17 protein-coding genes and 1 pseudogene are annotated in these 19,064 nt (G+C 63.7%); 6 read left to right on the forward strand and 12 right to left on the reverse strand.

The features are described from left to right. Nucleotides 1-31: 31 nt before the first annotated feature. The 3 genes from NAV27_RS10630 to NAV27_RS10640 all read right to left on the reverse strand — a co-directional run bounded on the left by NAV27_RS10630 (nt 32) and on the right by NAV27_RS10640 (nt 3,199). Nucleotides 32-946, reverse strand: a complete 915-nt coding sequence (locus NAV27_RS10630; RefSeq protein ID WP_102829056.1) for an SdiA-regulated domain-containing protein — start codon at nt 944-946, stop codon at nt 32-34. A gap of 94 nt (nt 947-1,040) precedes the next feature. Beyond that, complete coding sequence (locus NAV27_RS10635) at nt 1,041-1,706, reverse strand: fumarylacetoacetate hydrolase family protein (RefSeq protein ID WP_102829057.1); 666 nt, start codon at nt 1,704-1,706, stop codon at nt 1,041-1,043. A gap of 98 nt (nt 1,707-1,804) precedes the next feature. After that, nucleotides 1,805-3,199 (reverse strand): D-2-hydroxyglutarate dehydrogenase, encoded by a 1,395-nt coding sequence (locus tag NAV27_RS10640; RefSeq protein WP_102829058.1) that lies wholly within the window; start codon nt 3,197-3,199, stop codon nt 1,805-1,807. 196 nt (nt 3,200-3,395) lie between these two features. On the opposite strand from NAV27_RS10640, the gene serA reads away from it, so the two are divergent. From serA to NAV27_RS10655, 3 genes are all read left to right on the forward strand, one after another. Continuing rightward, nucleotides 3,396-4,625, forward strand: coding sequence for a phosphoglycerate dehydrogenase (gene serA, locus NAV27_RS10645; protein WP_008568441.1), 1,230 nt, complete (start codon nt 3,396-3,398; stop codon nt 4,623-4,625). Between the two features lie 229 nt (nt 4,626-4,854). Then, entirely contained in the window at nt 4,855-6,789 is a 1,935-nt protein-coding gene (locus tag NAV27_RS10650) for a putative nucleotidyltransferase substrate binding domain-containing protein (protein WP_102829059.1), read from the forward strand. A 7-nt stretch (nt 6,790-6,796) separates the two neighbouring features. Next, on the forward strand, nt 6,797-7,504 hold the full coding sequence (locus NAV27_RS10655) for a 3'-5' exonuclease (protein ID WP_102829060.1): 708 nt from the start codon (nt 6,797-6,799) through the stop codon (nt 7,502-7,504). 133 nt (nt 7,505-7,637) lie between these two features. On the opposite strand, the gene NAV27_RS10660 is transcribed toward NAV27_RS10655, so the two are convergent. The 4 genes from NAV27_RS10660 to rloA2 all read right to left on the reverse strand — a co-directional run bounded on the left by NAV27_RS10660 (nt 7,638) and on the right by rloA2 (nt 11,421). Next, on the reverse strand, nt 7,638-8,153 hold the full coding sequence (locus NAV27_RS10660; protein WP_008568444.1) for a hypothetical protein: 516 nt from the start codon (nt 8,151-8,153) through the stop codon (nt 7,638-7,640). A 95-nt stretch (nt 8,154-8,248) separates the two neighbouring features. Beyond that, the gene (locus NAV27_RS10665) at nt 8,249-10,018 is read right to left on the reverse strand and encodes a sodium:solute symporter family protein (protein WP_102829061.1); all 1,770 of its coding nucleotides are present in this window, start codon (nt 10,016-10,018) and stop codon (nt 8,249-8,251) included. Nucleotides 10,019-10,023: 5 nt separating this feature from the next. After that, on the reverse strand, nt 10,024-10,287 hold the full coding sequence (locus tag NAV27_RS10670; RefSeq protein WP_008568446.1) for a DUF4212 domain-containing protein: 264 nt from the start codon (nt 10,285-10,287) through the stop codon (nt 10,024-10,026). Between the two features lie 624 nt (nt 10,288-10,911). After that, nucleotides 10,912-11,421 carry a retropepsin-like aspartic peptidase RloA2 gene (gene rloA2 / locus NAV27_RS10675; protein WP_102829062.1) on the reverse strand — a complete coding sequence of 170 codons (510 nt, stop codon included), beginning with the start codon at nt 11,419-11,421 and terminating at the stop codon, nt 10,912-10,914. Between the two features lie 177 nt (nt 11,422-11,598). Between rloA2 and dbpA the strand changes: the two genes are divergently transcribed. The 3 genes from dbpA (at nt 11,599) to NAV27_RS10690 (ending at nt 16,570) form a co-directional block, all read left to right on the forward strand. After that, nucleotides 11,599-12,978: an ATP-dependent RNA helicase DbpA gene (gene dbpA, locus NAV27_RS10680; RefSeq protein WP_102829063.1), complete on the forward strand. Its 1,380-nt coding sequence runs from the start codon at nt 11,599-11,601 to the stop codon at nt 12,976-12,978. A gap of 165 nt (nt 12,979-13,143) precedes the next feature. After that, nucleotides 13,144-15,339, forward strand: coding sequence for a YccS family putative transporter (gene yccS / locus NAV27_RS10685; RefSeq protein ID WP_102829064.1), 2,196 nt, complete (start codon nt 13,144-13,146; stop codon nt 15,337-15,339). A gap of 49 nt (nt 15,340-15,388) precedes the next feature. Beyond that, nucleotides 15,389-16,570 (forward strand): BaiN/RdsA family NAD(P)/FAD-dependent oxidoreductase, encoded by a 1,182-nt coding sequence (locus NAV27_RS10690; protein WP_008568451.1) that lies wholly within the window; start codon nt 15,389-15,391, stop codon nt 16,568-16,570. A 10-nt stretch (nt 16,571-16,580) separates the two neighbouring features. Here the strand turns inward: NAV27_RS10690 and NAV27_RS10695 are convergent, their stop codons facing one another. From NAV27_RS10695 to NAV27_RS10715, 5 genes and pseudogenes are all read right to left on the reverse strand, one after another. Further along, nucleotides 16,581-16,763, reverse strand: coding sequence for a hypothetical protein (locus NAV27_RS10695; RefSeq protein WP_054094494.1), 183 nt, complete (start codon nt 16,761-16,763; stop codon nt 16,581-16,583). A gap of 87 nt (nt 16,764-16,850) precedes the next feature. Then, nucleotides 16,851-17,072, reverse strand: a pseudogene (locus tag NAV27_RS10700) (hypothetical protein); the annotation flags it as partial. A gap of 213 nt (nt 17,073-17,285) precedes the next feature. Then, nucleotides 17,286-17,759 (reverse strand): PA2171 family ribosome-binding persister protein, encoded by a 474-nt coding sequence (locus NAV27_RS10705; RefSeq protein WP_102829065.1) that lies wholly within the window; start codon nt 17,757-17,759, stop codon nt 17,286-17,288. 91 nt (nt 17,760-17,850) lie between these two features. Further along, nucleotides 17,851-18,129: a DUF3509 domain-containing protein gene (locus tag NAV27_RS10710; protein WP_102829066.1), complete on the reverse strand. Its 279-nt coding sequence runs from the start codon at nt 18,127-18,129 to the stop codon at nt 17,851-17,853. A gap of 166 nt (nt 18,130-18,295) precedes the next feature. Beyond that, complete coding sequence (locus tag NAV27_RS10715) at nt 18,296-18,931, reverse strand: class I SAM-dependent methyltransferase (protein WP_102829067.1); 636 nt, start codon at nt 18,929-18,931, stop codon at nt 18,296-18,298. Nucleotides 18,932-19,064 lie beyond the last annotated feature (133 nt).

The raw sequence follows: 19,064 nt of genomic DNA on the forward strand, positions 1-19,064 counted from the left end.
GCTCAGGCTTAAGCCAAGCTGAACGGTATGCTCAGCGTGGGCGCCGGCTGAAGACGTAGAAGCGATTTGGCTCGCCGACTACATAGATATTGCCTTCACCATCCATCGCCACCCCCTCGGCCTGCTCGATGCCGTGCACCAGCCCGTTGAGCCCGCCGAACAGGCTGATGAAGCTGCGCGGCCGCCCCCGCAGATCCAGCTCCACCAGCAACCGCGATTCGTCGGAGAGCAGCAGCGTATGGCCGCTGCGCGGATCGATGGTCACCGAGGAGATATCGCGCACCAGCAGCGGTTGACGCGGCAGCGCCTCGAGCACTCCGACACCGCCGTCTTCCCCGGGGAACGGCAGCTCGAACAGGCCCTGCGGGTCGCGCTCCTTGGCCAGCAGCAGGCGTTGCGTACGCGGGTTCCAGGCCAGCCCCTCGAAGCCCTTGTTGCCGGCTTCGGCAAAGCCGAGGTCATGCACCGCCAGACCGTCCAAGTCGACGCTTTCGATACCCGGCTCCGGGCGAACCACCGCCACCAGCCGGCGGCGCTCATCAACGATCGCCAGCCGCCCGTCGCCCAGCGCTTCGACAGCCTCCGGATCGGAGAAGCCGATCAGACGTATACGGCGCAGCACCACGCCGCCAGGGGTGAATTCGACCAGCTGAGGGTTCTGCCCGGTCACGGTCCACAAGGTGCCCGACAGCGGATTCCAGGTCAGACCGGAGGTCTCATCCTCTTCCAGTCCCAGCAGGGTCGTTTCCAATGCCAGCTCGTAGTCAGGCAACCAGATACTGGCAGCGCGCTGCTCGGCGCCGACCGACTGCTCGCGCCAGTAGAGTCGTAACTGGTCATCCCAGTGCAACAGATGGCCGGCAGCCAGTATGGCGATCAACACCAGCAAGAGGACGACCTTGATGGTCAGACGCCAGCGAGATGAGCGAGCGGAAACGGCGGGCATGCAGAGGATTCCAGCGAAAGGACCCGCATTACAGCACGGCGGACATTCGCTGGAAAACGTGGATTACGTCGCAATTGCTCACGGATATGGTCGGTCAGAGCACGCGACTCTCGAAGCGTGACAGCCCAACCAGCTCCAGTACCAGCTGATCACCGGATCGCAGCGGGCCGACGCCGGCGGGCGTGCCGGTCAGTACCACGTCTCCGGGCTGCAGGCTGAAGTGCCCGGCAATGTGCTGCAGCAAAGGCAGGATGGCGTTGAGCATCTGACTGCTGTTGCCGTCCTGCCGTACTTCACCGTTGATGCTCAGGCGGATGCCGATGTCACCCAGATCGCCGACCGCGCTGGCGGGGACGAAGGGCGCGAGCACGCAGGCGCCATCGAAGCTCTTGGCGATCTCCCACGGATGGCCCTTTTCCTTGAGCTTCGCCTGCACGTCACGCAGAGTCAGGTCCAGCGCCGGGGCGAAGCCGGAAATCGCATCGCGTAGCTCCTCCTCACCCGGCTTGCGCGACAGCGGCTTGCCGATCAGTACGGCAATCTCCGCTTCGTAATGCACCGCGCCGCGATCGACCGGGATGCTGAAGCCACCCGCAAGCGGCACCGCGCAGCTGCCCGGCTTGATGAACAGCAGCGGCTCGCTGGGCACCGGGTTGTTCAGCTCCTTGGCATGCTCGGCGTAGTTGCGGCCGATGCAGACGACCTTGCCCAGGGGATAGTGAATCGGCGTACCGTCGGTGTACTGGTGCTGGTAATTCATGGCTGTCCTCGGACTCGGGGTGGAAACCGCGCAACGCTTCCACCAGGGGTGGCGGTCGAGGGTGGGCAAGGACCGATAGTCACTCGCCACCCGGCGGGTCAGAGCGGGAAGATCTTCCCGGGGTTCATGATTCCGTTCGGATCGAACACCGCCTTGACCGCCTTCATGTATTCGATTTCCGCCGGCGAGCGGCTGTATTGCAGGTAGTCGCGCTTGGTCATGCCGACACCGTGCTCGGCGGAAATCGAGCCGTTGTATTTCTCGACGGTCTCGAACACCCACTTGTTCACCGCCGCGCACTTGGCGAAGAACTCCTCCTTCGTCAGCGCCTCGGGCTTGAGAATGTTCAGGTGCAGGTTGCCGTCGCCAATGTGACCGTACCAGAGCACCTCGAAATCCGGGTAGTTCTGGCTGACGATGGCGTCGATGTCGGCCAGAAAGGCCGGCACCTTGCTGACGGTTACCGAAATGTCGTTCTTGTACGGCGTCCAGTGGGAGATGGTTTCGGAGATGTACTCGCGCAACTTCCACAGATTCTGCAACTGTTGCTCGCTCTGGCTCATCACCCCATCGATCACCCAGCCTTCGCTGACGCAGCGCTCGAAGGTCGCCAGCGCCTGCTCGGCGCGCTCCTCGGTGGTGGCCTCGAATTCCAGCAGCGCGTAGAACGGCGCGCGGGTCTCGAACGGCGCCGGCACGTCGCCGCGGGCGAGGATCTTGTCCAGGCACTTGTCGGAAAAGAACTCGAAGGCGGTCAGGTCCAGCTTGTCCTGGAACGCGTGCAGCACCGGCATGATCGAGTCGAAGTCCGGGGTGCCCAGTACCAGCGCGGTGAGGTTGGTCGGCTGGCGCTCCAGGCGCATGGTCGCCTCGACCACGAAACCCAGCGTGCCCTCGGCGCCGATGAACAGTTGGCGCAGGTCGTAGCCGGTGGCGTTCTTGACCAGGTCCTTGTTCAGCTCCAGCAGATCGCCCTTGCCGGTCACGACCTTGAGCCCGGCGACCCAGTTGCGCGTCATGCCATAGCGAATCACCTTGATTCCGCCGGCATTGGTGCCGATGTTGCCGCCAATCTGACTGGAACCGGCCGACGCAAAGTCCACCGGGTAGTAGAGGCCCTTGTCCTCGGCGAATTGCTGCAGCTGGGCGGTGATCACCCCAGGCTGGCAGACGACCGTGCGATCCATCTCGTTGAACGCGACGATCTGGTTCATGTAGTCGAACGCCACCACCACCTCGCCGTGGGCGGCTACCGCCGCGGCCGACAGCCCGGTACGTCCGCCCGAAGGCACCAGCGCCACCTTGCGCGCATTGGCCCAGCGCACGATCGCCTGCACCTGTTCGATGTTTCTGGGGAAGACGATGGCCGAAGGCGCCGGCGCGAAATGCTTGGTCCAGTCCTTGCCATAGGCACTCAGCGAGTCAGCGTCGGTCAGCACCTTGCCGGGCTCGACCAGGGTTTGCAGTTCAGCAATCAGGGAGGAGTCGGTCATCGCGGGAACACTCATATGATTCATGGTCACCCTGAGTACGCTTCAGCTCGGAAATGGGTGATTCAGAGGGTGCGTATGCTAGCATAAGCACCCCTTCGAAACGTGCCTCGGCAGACTTCCCACACCGCGTGCGCCGGTGCGGCCAGCCTTCGCTGGACACTTGTCTTCACCTCCGGCCTTAAAGGTTTTAATGCAGATGAGCCAGACTTCACTCGACAAGAGCAAGATCAAGTTCCTTCTTCTCGAAGGCGTCCATCAGAACGCCCTCGATACCTTGAAGGCCGCCGGTTACTCGAACATCGAATACCTCAAGACTGCGCTGACCGGCGAGGAGCTGAAGGCAAAGATCGCCGACGCTCACTTCATCGGCATCCGCTCGCGCACCCAGCTGACCGAGGAAATCTTCGAGGCCGCCAAGAAGCTGATCGCCGTCGGCTGCTTCTGCATCGGCACCAACCAGGTCGACCTCAATGCCGCCCGCGAGCGTGGCATCGCGGTCTTCAATGCGCCCTACTCCAACACCCGCTCGGTCGCCGAGCTGGTGCTGGCCGAAGCCATCCTGCTGCTGCGCGGCATCCCGGAGAAGAACGCCGCGTGCCAGCGTGGGGGCTGGATCAAGTCCGCCGCCAACTCCTTCGAGATCCGCGGCAAGAAGCTCGGCATCATCGGCTACGGTTCCATCGGGACCCAGCTGTCGGTCCTGGCCGAAGCGCTGGGCATGCAGGTGTTTTTCTACGACGTGGTCGCCAAGCTGCCCCTGGGCAATGCCACGCAGATCGGTTCGCTGTACGACCTGCTGGGCATGTGCGACATCGTCTCGCTGCACGTGCCGGAGCTGCCGTCCACCCAGTGGATGATCGGCGAGAAGGAAATCCGCGCCATGAAGAAGGGCAGCATCCTGATCAACGCCGCCCGTGGCACCGTGGTCGAGCTGGATCACCTGGCCGCCGCGATCAAGGACGAACACCTGATCGGCGCCGCCATCGACGTGTTCCCGGTCGAGCCCAAGTCCAACGATGAAGAGTTCGTCAGCCCGCTGCGCGGCCTGGATCGCGTGATCCTCACCCCGCACATCGGCGGCTCCACCGCCGAGGCGCAGGCCAATATCGGCCTGGAAGTTGCCGAGAAGCTGGTGCGCTACAGCGACAACGGCACCTCCGTCTCCTCGGTCAACTTCCCCGAAGTGGCGCTGCCGTCGCATCCGGGCAAGCACCGTCTGCTGCACATCCACCAGAACATCCCGGGCGTGATGAGCGAGATCAACAAGGTCTTCGCCGACAACGGCATCAACATCGCCGGTCAGTTCCTGCAGACCAACGAGAAGGTCGGCTACGTGGTGATCGACGTCGACAAGGAATACTCCGACCTCGCGCTGGAGAAACTGCAACAGGTCAACGGCACCATCCGCAGCCGCGTGCTGTTCTGATCCGCCGCGGCGAAGAAAAGCTCGCCGCCGACCGATCCAATGCCAGTCAGCCCCACTGACTGGCATTTTTTTTTGCGCCAGCGGACGCGATGCACCGCTGCAGCCGAGGCGGACTCCCAGCCCCTACGCTGATCCCGATCAGTCCGCCCACACCGTCGGCTGACTAGACTTACGTCCAATGTGCCCGAGTCCGGCCGCAGCCGAACATGAACAAAAACGGAATCCCGCCATGAGCACAGCTGACGCCCTCGCCGCCGCCGGCAAGACCGCCGTCTTGCAGAACATCCACGGCACCATGGAGTTCCTGCGCAAGTTCCCGCCGTTCAACCTGATGGAAAAGGCCCACCTCGCCTACCTGGTGGAGAACTGCGAGCTGCGCTTCTATGCCGCCGGCGAGCACATCATCTCGCCCGAAGACGGCGTGGTGCAGCACTTCTACATCGTCAAACAGGGCCGCGTGCACGGACAACGCCCGCACAGCGCCAAGCGTGGCAGCGAAACCACCTTCGAAGTGATCGTCGGCGAGTGCTTCCCAATGGCCGCCTTGATGGGCGAACGCGCCACGCGCACCGCACACCTGGCCGCCGAGGACACCTTCTGCCTTCTGCTGAACAAGCCTGCCTTCGTCCAGCTGATTTCCATCTCCAGTCCCTTCCGCGATTTCGCTATCCGCGGCGTCAGTAGCCTGCTCGACCTGGTCAACCAGCAGGCGCAGATGCGCGCCGTCGAGACCCTGGGCGAAAACTACTCGCTGGAAACCAGCATCGGCGAGCTTGCCGTGCACCATCCGGTCGCCTGCCTGCCGGACCTGCCGCTGCGCGAGGCCGTGGCACTGATGCAGCAGAACAACGTCGGCAGCATCGTCATCGTCGACGACCAGCAACGTCCGCTGGGCATCTTCACGCTGCGCGACCTGCGTCGCGTGATCGGTGCCGAGGCCGGCGAGCTGAGCGCGGCGATCTCCTGCTACATGACCCACGAACCGTTCCACCTGCCACCGGAAGCGACTGCCTTCGACGCCGCCATCGCCATGACCGAGCGCCACATCGCCCATGTCTGCGTGGTCGACAACGGCCAGCTGGTGGGCGTGATTTCCGAGCGCGACCTGTTCTCCCTGCAGCGCGTCGATCTGGTGCACTTGGCGCAGACCATCGGTCACGCCGACCGAGTCGAAGCGCTGGTGGCGATCCGCGGCCGCATCAAGCAGCTGGTCGACAACATGCTCGCGCATGGCGCTTCCTCGACGCAGATCACCCACATCATCACGCTGCTCAACGACCACACCGTGCGCCGGGTGATCGAGCTGGCCATCCGCGATATGGGCGACCCGGGCGTGCCATTCACCTGGCTGTGCTTCGGCAGCGAAGGTCGCCGCGAGCAGACCCTGCACACTGACCAGGACAACGGCATCCTCTTCGAAGCGACCGACGCTGCCGAGGCCGCTCTTCGGCGCGGACGGCTGCTGCCGCTGGCCGAACGCATCAACCGTGACCTGGACACCTGCGGTTTCACGCTGTGTCGCGGCAACATCATGGCCGGCAACCCTGAGCTGTGCCTGTCACGTCAGGAGTGGGGGCGGCGCTTCAGCGCATTCGTGCGCGAAGCGACGCCGGAAAACCTGCTCAGCAGCACCATCTTCTTCGACCTGCGTGCGGTCTGGGGTCCGCAGGAAGGCTGCGAACAACTGCGTCAGTATCTGCTTGCCGAAGTGGCGGACAATCGTATCTTCCAGCGCATGATGGCCGATAACGCCCTACGTCACCGCCCGCCGGTGGGCCGCTTCCGCGATTTCGTGCTGGCGCGCAAAGGCGATGGCAAAGACACACTCGACCTCAAGGTCCAGGGATTGACTCCCTTCGTCGACGGCGCCCGGCTTCTGGCGCTGGCCAACGGAATCGGCGAGTGCAACACGCTCGAGCGCCTGCGCCGCCTGGTCGAGAAAGGCATCATCGACGCCAAGGATGGCGCCGCCTACGAAGAGGCCTACCACTTCATCCAGCAGACCCGCATGCAGCATCACCAGCAACAGGCGCGCGACGAGGCGCCCTATTCCAACCGGCTCGACCCGGATACGCTCAACGCACTCGACCGCCGTATCCTGCGCGAATCGTTCCGCCAGGCTCAGCGTCTGCAGACGAGCCTGGCCGTGCGCTATCAGTTGTAGATCCGAGATGAAAATGACCTGGTTCCACCCGCGCGGGCCGAAGCTCACGCTCGATCAGCAGCAACGCCTGGCCAAACTGAAGCGCCCCGCCGCGCTGGACGGAACCCCGCTGCGCGAACAGCGCATGGTGGTGCTCGACCTCGAAACCACCGGCCTGCACCTCAAGCGCGATCTGGTCATTTCCATCGGCGCCGTGACCATCGAAAACGCGGCGATCGATTTCTCCCGGCAGTTCGAGTGCACGCTCAACCGGCAGATCAAGTTCAGCGAAAGCGTGCTGATTCACGGCATCGCGCCCAGCGAGCTGGCCAGCGGCCTGCCGCCGGCCGATGCGCTGCTCAGCTTCATGGAATTCGCCGGTGATAGCGTGATCCTCGCGTTCCACGCGCCCTTCGATGAGCGCATGCTGGGTCGTGCGCTAAAAAAAGAGCTGGGCTACACCCTGCAAAACACCTTTCTCGACGTGGCCGACCTGGCGCCGATGCTGTTCCCGCACGCGATGATTCACCGCGGCGGACTCGATCACTGGCTGCAGTACTTCCATATCGATATTCCGCAGCGCCACCATGCCTCCGCCGATGCGCTGGCCACGGCGCAGATCGCCTTGATCCTGATGAGCCGCGCCCGTCGTCTGGGTATCGAACGCATCGATGAGCTGGCTAAGCGCGTCCGTTACTGGAAGCGCTCGCAGCAGATCGCGCAGCACTCCCTCTAGCTTTACCTGTGCCCGGCGGTCACGCCGGCTCGCTCGACAGCCCGGCGGTTTTGTCCGCCAAGCCTGCGCCACGCGGGCTTGTGCACCTCGCCGCAAGCAGCGCGACTGCCGCTCGTGCGAGGTCAGGGGAAGTCTATGGCCGGTTGCAAATGGCCTGGTAAAGCGGGGCGTCCGTTTCCAGTTCGGTCAGAGTTTCCATCTTGGCCTCGCCGGCATCGTTCAGCCGGAACATCGCCTTCTCGTTGCAGAGCAACTGGTACTTGCCGCTTTTAACCGTGGATAGCAGGTGCTGCTTCTCGAAGCGATACAGAATGAACCGGGCCAGGCGCCCCTGCGCGACGTCCTGAACCTGCACGCTGGTACTGTCGAGCACCGTGTAGGCCAGCGGCATAGGGAACAGCAGCGTCCAGGGCCGCCACAGCATGTGGCCCTCTTCGCTGGATATCACCACGGAACCTTGTGGCAGGCGGGCCTGCGACGTCTCGAACCAGGTGTACTCGTAGTAGATCGTGTAGCCGAACATGCCCAGCCCGGCAAATACCGGGATGATCCATGCGGGCAACCGCTTGCCGGACAGGGAGCGCAGCACTAACGCAATCCCTGCGCCCGCCAGGGCGGCAGCCACTGCTGCGATGAGATGCCAGAACATAGATCACTTCCTCAAAAAAATCGGGCTTCCAGATGGAAGCCCGATTCTCACTTCAACCTCGCGTCAGCCGCGCTGACGTCCGGCCGCATTATCGTTTAGTGGCCAATAGCCGCGCCAGCACCCTTCGGTGTGCGAACGCTTTCGACCAGATCCTGGATCTCCCGCGGCGGAGCCTCGGTAGCCATCGATACGGCGTAGGCAACGGCGAAGTTCAGGATCGCACCGACGGCACCGAAGGCCTGCGGGGAAATACCGAACATCCACTCAGCCGGTACGTTGGCGAAGCTGTTGGTGCCAGGGACGAAGAACCAGCCCAGGTACAGGAAGATGTATACGGCGGTGCTCACCACACCAACCAGCATCCCCGCAACCGCACCCTTGCTGTTCACGCGCTTGGAGAAGATACCCATCATCAGTGCCGGGAACAGGCTCGCTGCTGCGAGACCGAACGCCAGTGCCACCACCTGTGCCGCAAAGCCCGGTGGGTTCAGACCCAGATAGGTGGCCAGGAGGATAGCTGCCGTCATGGACAGACGGGCCGCCATCATCTCGTTCTTCTCACTGATCTTCGGATTGATGAGCGTCTTGATCAGGTCATGACTGATTGCCGAGGAGATGGCCAGCAACAGACCGGCAGCGGTCGACAGCGCGGCCGCGATGGCACCCGCAGCGATCAGACCAACAACCCAGCCCGGCAGGTTGGCGATTTCCGGGTTGGCCAGCACGATGATGTCGTTGTTGACAGTCAGTTCGTTGCCGTTCCAGCCACGCTCCTGTGCGGTCGGAGTGAACTTGGCGTTGGTGTCGTTGTACATCTGGATACGACCATCGCTGTTCTTGTCTTCCCACTTGATCAGACCAGTGGTTTCCCAAGTCTGGATCCAGCTCGGACGCTCGTCGTAGCGAATCGCTTCAGCCTTCGGACCTTCCGGATAGATGGTGTCTACCAGGTTCAGACGCGCCATGGAGGCTACGGCCGGCGCGGTGAGGTACAGCAGGGCGATGAAGATGAGGGTCCAGCCAGCGGACCAACGAGCATCGGCCACCTTCGGCACGGTGAAGAAGCGGATGATTACGTGCGGCAGACCAGCGGTACCGATCATCAGCGACAGGGTGAACAGGAACATGTTCAACTTGTTGTCGACGTCGGCGGTGTAGGCAGCGAAGCCCAGATCGGTCACGACCTGATCCAGCTTGTCCAGCAGCGGCAAGCCGGAATCGGCGTGAGTACCGAACATGCCGAACATCGGGATCGGGTTGCCAGTCAGCTGCATGGCAATGAACACGGCCGGAATGGTGTAGGCCACGATCAGCACGATGTACTGCGCCACCTGGGTGTAGGTGATGCCCTTCATGCCACCGAATACCGCATAGGCGAACACGATGGCGGCAGCAATCCAGATACCAGCGGAGTTGCTCACTTCCAGGAAGCGGGAGAACGCCACACCAGCACCCGCCATCTGCCCGATTACGTAGGTAACGGAGATGAGGATGAGGCAGACAACGGCTACCAGACGCGCGCCACGACTGTAAAAACGGTCACCGATGAAGTCCGGCACAGTGAACTTGCCGAATTTGCGCAGATAGGGTGCCAGCAGCATCGCCAGCAGCACGTAGCCACCGGTCCAGCCCATCAGGTAAACCGAGGTGCCATAACCACCGGCAGCAATCAGGCCTGCCATGGAGATGAAGGAAGCTGCAGACATCCAGTCCGCCGCCGTTGCCATACCGTTGGTTATGGGGTGAACGCCACCGCCAGCAACGTAGAACTCTTTAGTTGACCCAGCGCGAGCCCAGACCGCGATCCCGATATAAAGCAGGAACGAGGCGCCCACGAACAGCATGTTGATCCAATATTGGCTCATAGTGGTTACTCCTCAACCCCGAATTCCTTGTCCAGTTTGTTCAGCCGCCACGCGTAGTGGAAGATGATCGCAATGAACGTGATGATGGAACCCTGTTGAGCGAACCAGAAGCCTAGATCCGAGCCCCCAACGGGGATTCCGGATACCAGCGGGCGCAGGAGGATACCGAAACCATATGAGACAAGAGCCCAGACCACTAAGCTCCAAATGATAAGGCGAACATTCGCCTTCCAGTACGCTGCAGCATTTTCTTTATCGTTGTTGGCCATTGACGCGATCTCCATCTTATTATTATTGCAAGGGAATGGAATCCACATTGCTGAATCTAACAAAGGAGGCTTCGCCAATGAAAGCCCCGACTTTAGTAGGACGAGCGAAACAGCGCAGACGCAGCGAAGCCCCTTCGCACAGGCAAATGCAGCAGCCAGGCACACCTGACTTCGCACCTCCCCCGGAGCCTGACCCCCGGGTTAAAGCCGATGCACACCCCGCCGAAACATCTTGAAACATGAACCCACCGGTCACGAAACTGACTCACCAGTCGCATAAATCAAGGCGTCCGGAGCGTGCAAATTTCAACTCAATAATTTGAAGCTAATAATGGCAAAATACTTTGCCTAATAATCAATAGTTTAACTTGACATCGGACTATAAATTAATAAGGCGGACATACTCCTTTCACAAAAAGCAAGCACCCTTCTTTTTGTTTAATCCTTCGCTGATAAATAAAAACAGACGCTTGTGATTGGCGACACACTAGTTCATAGCTAGAAAAACGCTTTGCCCGGACGGGTCACATCCGGTACCCCCCCACCGCCGAACAAGCAGAGCGCGGCGGTGGGGGGCAATGCGCACCAGCAGGCGGCGAGCGGTGCGCGAACTCTACTGACGGATCAGCAGGTCGGGCGACCTGCTGTATAATGGTCTGCCGGATCGATCGCGGCGCGCAGGTCGCGAATGACCTCGGTACCGATCAGCAAGGGATAACTGAAGTGGGTGCGGTCCGTCAGGTTCACCTCGGCCTCGCGCAGCTGATCGCCGATACACAGCTGCATGCCAATGATCGGCCGCTCGGCACGCGGCGGTTCGCGCTCGGGATCGACCGCACTCCCCTCCTCCGCACGCGTCTTGATCCGGCTGATACCCAGCATGCGCTGCTCGTAAAGGGTGTCATCGGCACCATCGACCGCCAGACGGAAACGTACCCAGTCCTCGCCATCACGCTCAAACTGCTCAATGTCGCGGGCCGACAGGGACGCCGTCATGGCGCCCGTATCCATCTTGGCCGGCAGGGTCTTGCCGAGTTCTTCGATCCTGATGTGCTCATAGCGGCCATACAGGGCTGGCTCGTCTGCCAGGGCTGGCAGTGCAAACAATCCGAGAAAGAACAAAGCGCGGGACAAAACGACCTCCTCAATGTGGAAATGAGCAATTTTCGATCAACAGCACCCTGTGGGGTTCCGCTCGCATAGCTTTCAGAACGTTTCGCCAGCCATATGCGTAACCCGGCCGGCGCGGTGCGGCGCCCGTACCAGCTGCCTGATAGACTGCCGTCCGCCTCCCTTGCGAAGACTTCCGCCGTGTCCAGTACCGACTTTTCCTCACTGCCCCTTTCCGCCGCCACCCTGGCCAACCTCGCCGCGCTCGGCTACACCGAGATGACGCCGATTCAGGCGCAGAGCCTGCCGGTCATGCTCAAGGGCCGCGACCTGATCGCCCAGGCCAAGACCGGCAGCGGCAAGACCGCCGCCTTTGGCATCGCCCTGCTGGAGCCGCTCAACCCGCGCTACTTCGGCTGCCAGGCGCTCGTGCTGTGCCCGACCCGCGAGCTGGCCGACCAGGTCGCCAAGGAACTGCGCCGGCTGGCACGGGCCGCGGACAACATCAAGATCCTCACGCTCTGCGGCGGCGTATCCATCGGCCCGCAGATCGCGTCGCTGGAGCATGGCGCGCACGTCATCGTCGGCACCCCCGGGCGGGTGCAGGAGCATCTGAAGAAGGGCACGCTGAGCCTCGACGGGCTCAACACGCTGGTACTCGACGAAGCCGACCGCATGCTCGACATGGGCTTCTACGACGCCATCGCCGAGGTCATCGCGCAGACCCCCGCGCGGCGGCAGACCCTGCTGTTCTCGGCCACCTACCCGGCCGGCATCCAGCAGCTGGCGACAACCTTCATGCGCGATCCGCAGTCGGTGAAGGTCGCCGCGCTGCATGACGATGTGCAGATCGAGCAGCGCTTCTACGAGATCGCCGCCGAGCAGCGCCTGGAGGCCGTGCTGCGCGTGCTCGCCAGTTTCCGTCCGCAGAGCTGCGTGGCGTTCTGCTTCACCAAGCAGCAGTGCCAGGACGTGGTGGACCACCTCGGCGCGCGCGGTATCTCGGCGATGGCACTGCACGGCGATCTGGAGCAGCGCGACCGCGATCAGGTCCTGGCCATGTTCGCCAACCGCAGCCTGTCGGTGCTGGTCGCCACCGACGTGGCGGCACGCGGCCTGGACATCGACGCGCTGGATATGGTGATCAACGTCGAACTGGCGCGCGATGCGGAGATTCACGTGCATCGCATCGGCCGCACCGGGCGTGCCAGCAATCGCGGTCTGGCGGTCAGTCTGGTGGCGCCGGCCGAAGCGCATCGCGCCCAGGCCATCGAAAAACTGCAGCAGGCGCCGCTGAACTGGCAGCCGCTCGACAGCCTGAAGGCCAAGGCCGGCGACCCCCTGCAGCCGCCGATGGTGACGCTGTGCATCGCTGCCGGCCGCAAGGACAAGCTGCGCCCGGGCGATATTCTCGGCGCGCTGACCGGCGAAGCGGGCATCGCCGGCAGCCAGGTCGGCAAGATCGCGCTGTTCGACTTCCAGGCCTTCGTCGCGGTCGAGCGCGGGGTGGCCAGGCAGGCACTCAAGCGCCTGAACGAAGGACGCATCAAGGGACGTTCGCTGAAGGTCAGGCTGCTCTAGAACCAGTTACCGATCTCGGCGGTAGATCGCTCGGTGCGACGGTAAACAGAAAGATGCCTGCGCGGTGGTACGTGACCGGCGCGGCGGTATAACTTTGCGTTGCGAACGGCCGCCCGCACCGGGCGGCGATTCGATGCCCAATCCTCCATCAAGGCCGACCTTTACATGCCGACCGCCTCGCTCCGTCAATCGCTGCGTCGCCTCTGGGCGCTGGAGAAGTTCGGCTACAGCCTGCGGGTGCTGATCGCGCTGGCCGGGAGCATGGGCCTGAGCAGCTGGCTCGGGCAGCCGGCGCTGGTGATTCCGCTGTTCCTCGGCATCATCGCCAGCGCCCTGGCGGAAACCGACGACAGCTGGCGCGGCCGCCTGGGCGCGCTGCTGGCAACCCTGTTGTGCTTCAGCGTGGCATCGGTCTCGGTGGAACTGCTGTTTCCCTACCCCTGGCTGTTCGCGCTCGGGCTGGCGGTCTCGACGTTCGTGCTGGTGATGCTCGGCGCGCTCGGCGAACGCTACGCAACCATCGCCCAGGCCACGCTGATCCTGTCGATCTACAGCATGATCGCCGCCGACCAGCGTGACGGTGCCAGCCTCAACTTCTGGCGCGATCCGCTGCTGCTGCTCGCCGGGGCCGCCTGGTACGGTCTGCTCTCGGTGCTGTGGGACGCGCTGTTCACCCACCAGCCGGTACAGCAGAGCTTGGCGCGGCTGTATCGCGAGCTGGGACAGTACTTCAAGCTCAAGGCCGCGCTGTTCGAGCCAATCCGCTCGCTCGACGTCGAAGAGCGACGACTGCAGCTGGCACAGCAGAACGGCCGGGTGGTCAGCGCGCTCAACGCCGCCAAGGAAACCCTGCTGCACCGTCTGGGCGACGGCCGCCCGGGCACGCGGATCAGCCACTACCTGAAGCTGTATTTCCTCGCCCAGGACCTGCACGAGCGCGTCAGCTCCTCGCACTATCCCTATCAGGCGCTCGCCGAGGCGTTCTTCCACAGTGACGTGCTGTTCCGCTGCCAGCGCCTGCTGCGCCTGCAGGCCAGCGCCTGCGCCGAACTCGGCACCGCTATCCAGCTGCGTCAGGCGTTCCACTACAGTGAAGCCAACGCCCAGGCGCTGGACGACCTGCAGGCGTCGCTGGATCATCTGCGCGAGCAGCAGAACCCAGCCTGGCGCGGGCTGCTGCGCTCGCTGCGCGCGCTGTCCGGCAACCTCTCGACCATGCAGCGCCAGCTCGCCAGCGCCAGCAACCCCGACTCCCTGGCCGGCGAGCAAGACAGCAGCTTGCTCGACCGCCAGCCGCAGACACTGGGCGAGGCACTCAGCCGCGTGCGCCTGCAGCTGACGCCCACCTCGCTGCTGTTCCGCCATGCGCTGCGCATGAGCATCGCGCTGGTCTGCGGCTATGCGGTACTGCACGCGATTCACCCCGAGCAGGGCTACTGGGTGTTGCTGACCACCGTGTTCGTCTGCCAGCCCAACTACGGCGCGACGCGCATCAAGCTGGTGCAGCGGGTCAGCGGCACGGTGCTCGGCCTGCTGGCGGGCTGGGCGCTGTTCGATCTGTTTCCCGGCACGCAGGTGCAGGCACTGTTCGCGGTCATTGCCGGCGTGGTGTTCTTCGCCACCCGCAGCACGCGCTACACCCTGGCGACTGCGGCAATCACCCTCCTGGTGCTGTTCTGCTTCAACCAGATCGGCGACGGCTACGGCCTGATCTGGCCGCGGCTGTTCGACACCCTGCTGGGCAGCGCCATCGCCGCAGCCGCGGTATTCCTGATCCTGCCGGACTGGCAAGGCCGTCGGCTGAACCAGATGGTGGCCAACACGCTGAGCTGCAACGCCGACTACCTTCGGCAGATCATGCGCCAGTACGAAAGCGGCAAGCGCGACGACCTGGCCTACCGCCTGGCGCGGCGTAACGCGCACAACGCCGACGCGGCGCTGTCCACCACCCTGTCGAACATGCTGCTGGAGCCGGGGCACTTTCGCCGCGACGCCGAGAGCGGCTTCCGCTTCCTGGTGCTCTCGCACACGCTGCTCAGCTACCTGTCCGGCCTCGGCGCGCATCGCGAAACACTGCCGGACGACGCCAGCGACGCGCTGCTCGAAGACGCCGCCGAGCGTCTGGCACAGAGCCTCGACGAGCTGGCCGCGGCGCTGCGCGACGGCCGCGCACCGACCATCCACAGCGACGCGGAAGAAGCGCTGGCACAGCAACTCGAACAGCTGCCGGAGGATATCGACGATGGCCATCGTCTGGTGCAAACCCAGCTCGGCCTGATCAGCCGGCAGCTGGCGCCGCTACGCAGCATGGCGGTGCACCTGCTCAAGCTGGGCAGCGCGCCGCCCGCCGGGCAGCCGTAACGCCGCCGGCACGGTAAGATGCGCGCCTTTTCGCGAACGAGGGCAAGCCGTGCGAACTACTGAGGTCATCATCATCGGCGCCGGCGCCGCCGGCCTGATGTGCGCATTCAGCGCCGCGCGGCGCGGCCGCCAGGTGCTGCTGCTCGATCACGCCAACAAGGCCGGCAAGAAGATCCTCATGTCCGGCGGCGGACGTTGCAACTTCACCAACCTGTACACCGAGCCGGCGAACTTCCTCTCCAACAATCCGCACTTCTGCAAATCGGCGTTGGCGCGCTACACGCAGTGGGATTTTCTCGAGCTGGTCGGACGCCACGGCGTGCCATACCACGAGAAGAAACTCGGCCAGCTGTTCTGCGATAACAAGTCCAGCGACATTCTCGAGATGCTGCTCGCCGAGTGCGGCGATGCCGGTGTCGAGCTGCACCTGAGCACGGCGGTGCAGGCGATCGAGAAAACCGCACAGGGCTATGCGCTGGAAACCGGCCTCGGCGCGCTGCACTGCCAGTCGCTGGTGATCGCCACCGGTGGCCTGTCGATCCCGACGCTGGGCGCCAGCGGGTTCGGCTATCAGGTTGCACGCCAGTTCGGCCACACCGTGCTGCCGACGCGTGCCGGCCTGGTGCCTTTCACCATCACCGAGCCGGCGCTCAAGACGCTGTGCGGCGAGCTGTCGGGGACGTCGGTAGATTGCCGGGTAAGCTGCAATGGGCAGAGCTTTCGCGAGAACCTGCTGTTCACCCACCGCGGCCTGAGCGGCCCGGCGATGCTGCAGATCTCCTCCTACTGGCAGGCCGGCGAGGCGCTGGCGATCGACCTGCTGCCCGAGCGCGATGCCGAACAGTGGCTGCTCGACGAGCAGGCGGCGCGACCGAATATCGAGCTGAAGACGCTGCTGGGCGAGGTGTTCACCCGCAAGATGGCGACGCTGCTCTGCGAGCTGTGGTTCGCCTCCAAACCGCTCAAGCAGTACACGCCTGCCGAGCTGAAAAGCGTGGCGGCGCGGCTGAGCGACTGGCAACTGGTGCCGGCAGGCACCGAGGGCTATCGCACCGCCGAAGTCACGCTCGGTGGCGTCGACACGCGCGAGGTGTCATCTAAGACGATGGAATCGCAGAAGTCGGCGGGGTTGTATTTCGTCGGCGAAGTGCTGGACGTAACCGGCCACCTCGGTGGCTTCAACTTCCAGTGGGCCTGGGCCTCCGGCCATGCAGCCGGACAGTGCGTCTGAGGCGAGGCGTTTATTCGGCGGGCGGCGTTGATGGCGGCGACACCTCGCCGGGGCCGGCGGGATCGGTGGCGGTGTTGTGATACTCCTGCGCGTTTTTCTCGACGTTCTCCAGCGCGGAGTCCTGCTCGTCTTCCGGCGAACAGCCGAGCAGCAGACCGAGGGCACAGCACAGCAGTAGCGTTGTTGGCTTCATCGTGATCTCCGTGGCATCGCAGCGCATTGGTTGCGGGAGCCTGCGCTCCCGCAACCAATCGGCTCACTGCGAGCTGGTGCTGCCACCGGCCGGCGGCGTAGTGGTGTCGCCAGTGGTGCCGGTGCCCGTCCCGGTTTCCGGAGCAGGGGTCGGAGCCGGAGTTGGCTCTGGGGTCGGAGCCGGCGCAGTCGAAGGCGCGGCGGGCTGCTCGGTGGTCGCCGGCGGCGGAGTGGGTTCGGACTGCTTGTCTTCGCCACAGCCAACCAGCAGCAGACCAAGCAGCGGGGGCAATAGATAGGTGAGACGCATGGATAACCTCCTTCGGGTGAACCGGCGGCGGGCCGGCAAGTTCTGGAATCGTCAGATTCACGGGAGATAGACCGCCGTTGCGGCCAAGAGTGCCGCTGCCATGGCAGTTTCCACAGCGGCAACCGCGCGCGCCGATTGCCAGCGCGCCAGCAGTACGGACAGCGTGCTCCGTCAGCCTCATGAGCGGGCGGAGCACGGCGCTCTGACGAGACCTCAGGCCGCCTGCTTGGCGGCGAACTCCTTCTTCATGCGCGAACGCAGCGCCTCCATTTGCTTGCCCATGTCGTCCAGCTGGGCCGCGTCGAACATTTCACGCGCCTGCGGGAACATCTCCGATTCCTCTTCCTCGAGGTGATGTTCGAGCAGCTCCTTGCACACCTTGGCGCGGCCGGAGAACTCCACGCTTGCCGGATCGGTGGCCTTGAGGTCAGGCAGCACCAGCGAATCCACCGCGCGATGCTCCTCCTTGGCCTCGTAATACATCTTCAACTCTTCCTTCGCGCCGGCATCCTTGTAGGCGGGGTAGAGAATCTGTTCTTCCAGCTGGGTATGGATGGTGACTTCCATTTCCAGCTTGTGCAGCAGCTCGGTACGGGTCTTGACCGCACGCTCGGTGGATTCGGTCAGGCGCGTCAGGATGTCCTTCACGCGCTCGTGGTCCTGGATCAGCAGGTCGATGGCATTCATCAGGCTTTCCTCTCGTGACGGTGATACACGCCCGGCTCTGCGGCCCGGTCGGATGCCGGGTGGCGCCCCTCGGCGCCAGCCCGGCGCGTTCTCAGGCGTATTCGTAGGTCGGCAGTGCCGTGCGGCTCTGGCTCTGCAGATGAGCGATGGCCGGGGACATTCCGGCCTCCAGAGCCAGATCACGGCGGATCGAGCTGACCACCCACTGCAACTGGATATCTGCCTGGGTCTGCCCCTTGGACAGGGCGCGCTTGATGATGGTCCGATCGTCGTTGCGCAGGGTCAGCAGCAGGCCGCCATCGGGGCGGGGAGCGGTGAGCACTTCGAATTCGGGAAACGCGGCAGTAAGAAAATGTTGGGCTGCATTCATTGTTCTGCTCCGGTAAGGTTCCAGCATCCGAAACAGGAGCAGCGTTCATGCCAACCCTTAGCCAGTCATATAATCCTTAAAAATCAATAGGTTAAATAAACGCTCAGAATATAACGATCTTGCATTACGCATGATCGCCTGGCTTGCAGGTTGCATTCTGCGTGACTCATCGGTCGGCAGCGGGCTTGCGCCAGACGCTCGCCAGCCATGGCTGCTGCGCACGCGGCAGGCCGCTGGGGCGATAGTAATGTTCCAGTTCGTCGAAGCCCGCCGCTAACAGCTGCGCACGCCAGGTCGGCCAGTCGTACCAGCAACCGTAACGGCCGCCGCTCCAGCCCTCCTCGTTATGCCCGCGCGGATTGGAGCAGAACAGCACGCCGCCCGGCTGGAGCGCTGCATGCAGCTGACGCAGCACCCGCGGCAGTTCGCGACTGGGCAGGTGGAACAGCACGGCATTGGCGAAGATGCCGTCGAATGCCGCGTCCGGCAGCTCCAGGCGCAGCAGGTCCTGATGCCAGACTTCACAACCGCTGTCGGCCCGCGCCATCGCGACGAAGGGCTCGGCACCGTCCAGCCCCACGGCGACATGCCCAAGGGCGGCGAAGGTCTTCAGATCGCGCCCGGGGCCGCAGCCGAGATCGAGGATGCGCAGCGGCGACGGTGCATGGATATGTTTCAGCAAGGCGGCGATGTTCTGGCTGACATCATGGTCGCGCGTGCCGGCGCGGAACGCCTCGGCGCTCTGCCGGTAGTGATCGAGGGTGCGCTCGGCAATGGTTTGCAGCGGTTCGGGTTCGCTCATCGCGGCTCTCCGCAAAAGCCTGAGCCTAGCCGCGTCGGCACCTCGCGACCAGACCTCGCGCCGGCAGGGGACACCAAGGTAGCGGTTGACGACCGCACGCTGATCGCTGAACTTGCCAGGGCGGTCCTGCTCC

Source organism: Stutzerimonas degradans (assembly GCF_024448505.1).
Classification (GTDB): domain Bacteria; phylum Pseudomonadota; class Gammaproteobacteria; order Pseudomonadales; family Pseudomonadaceae; genus Stutzerimonas; species Stutzerimonas degradans.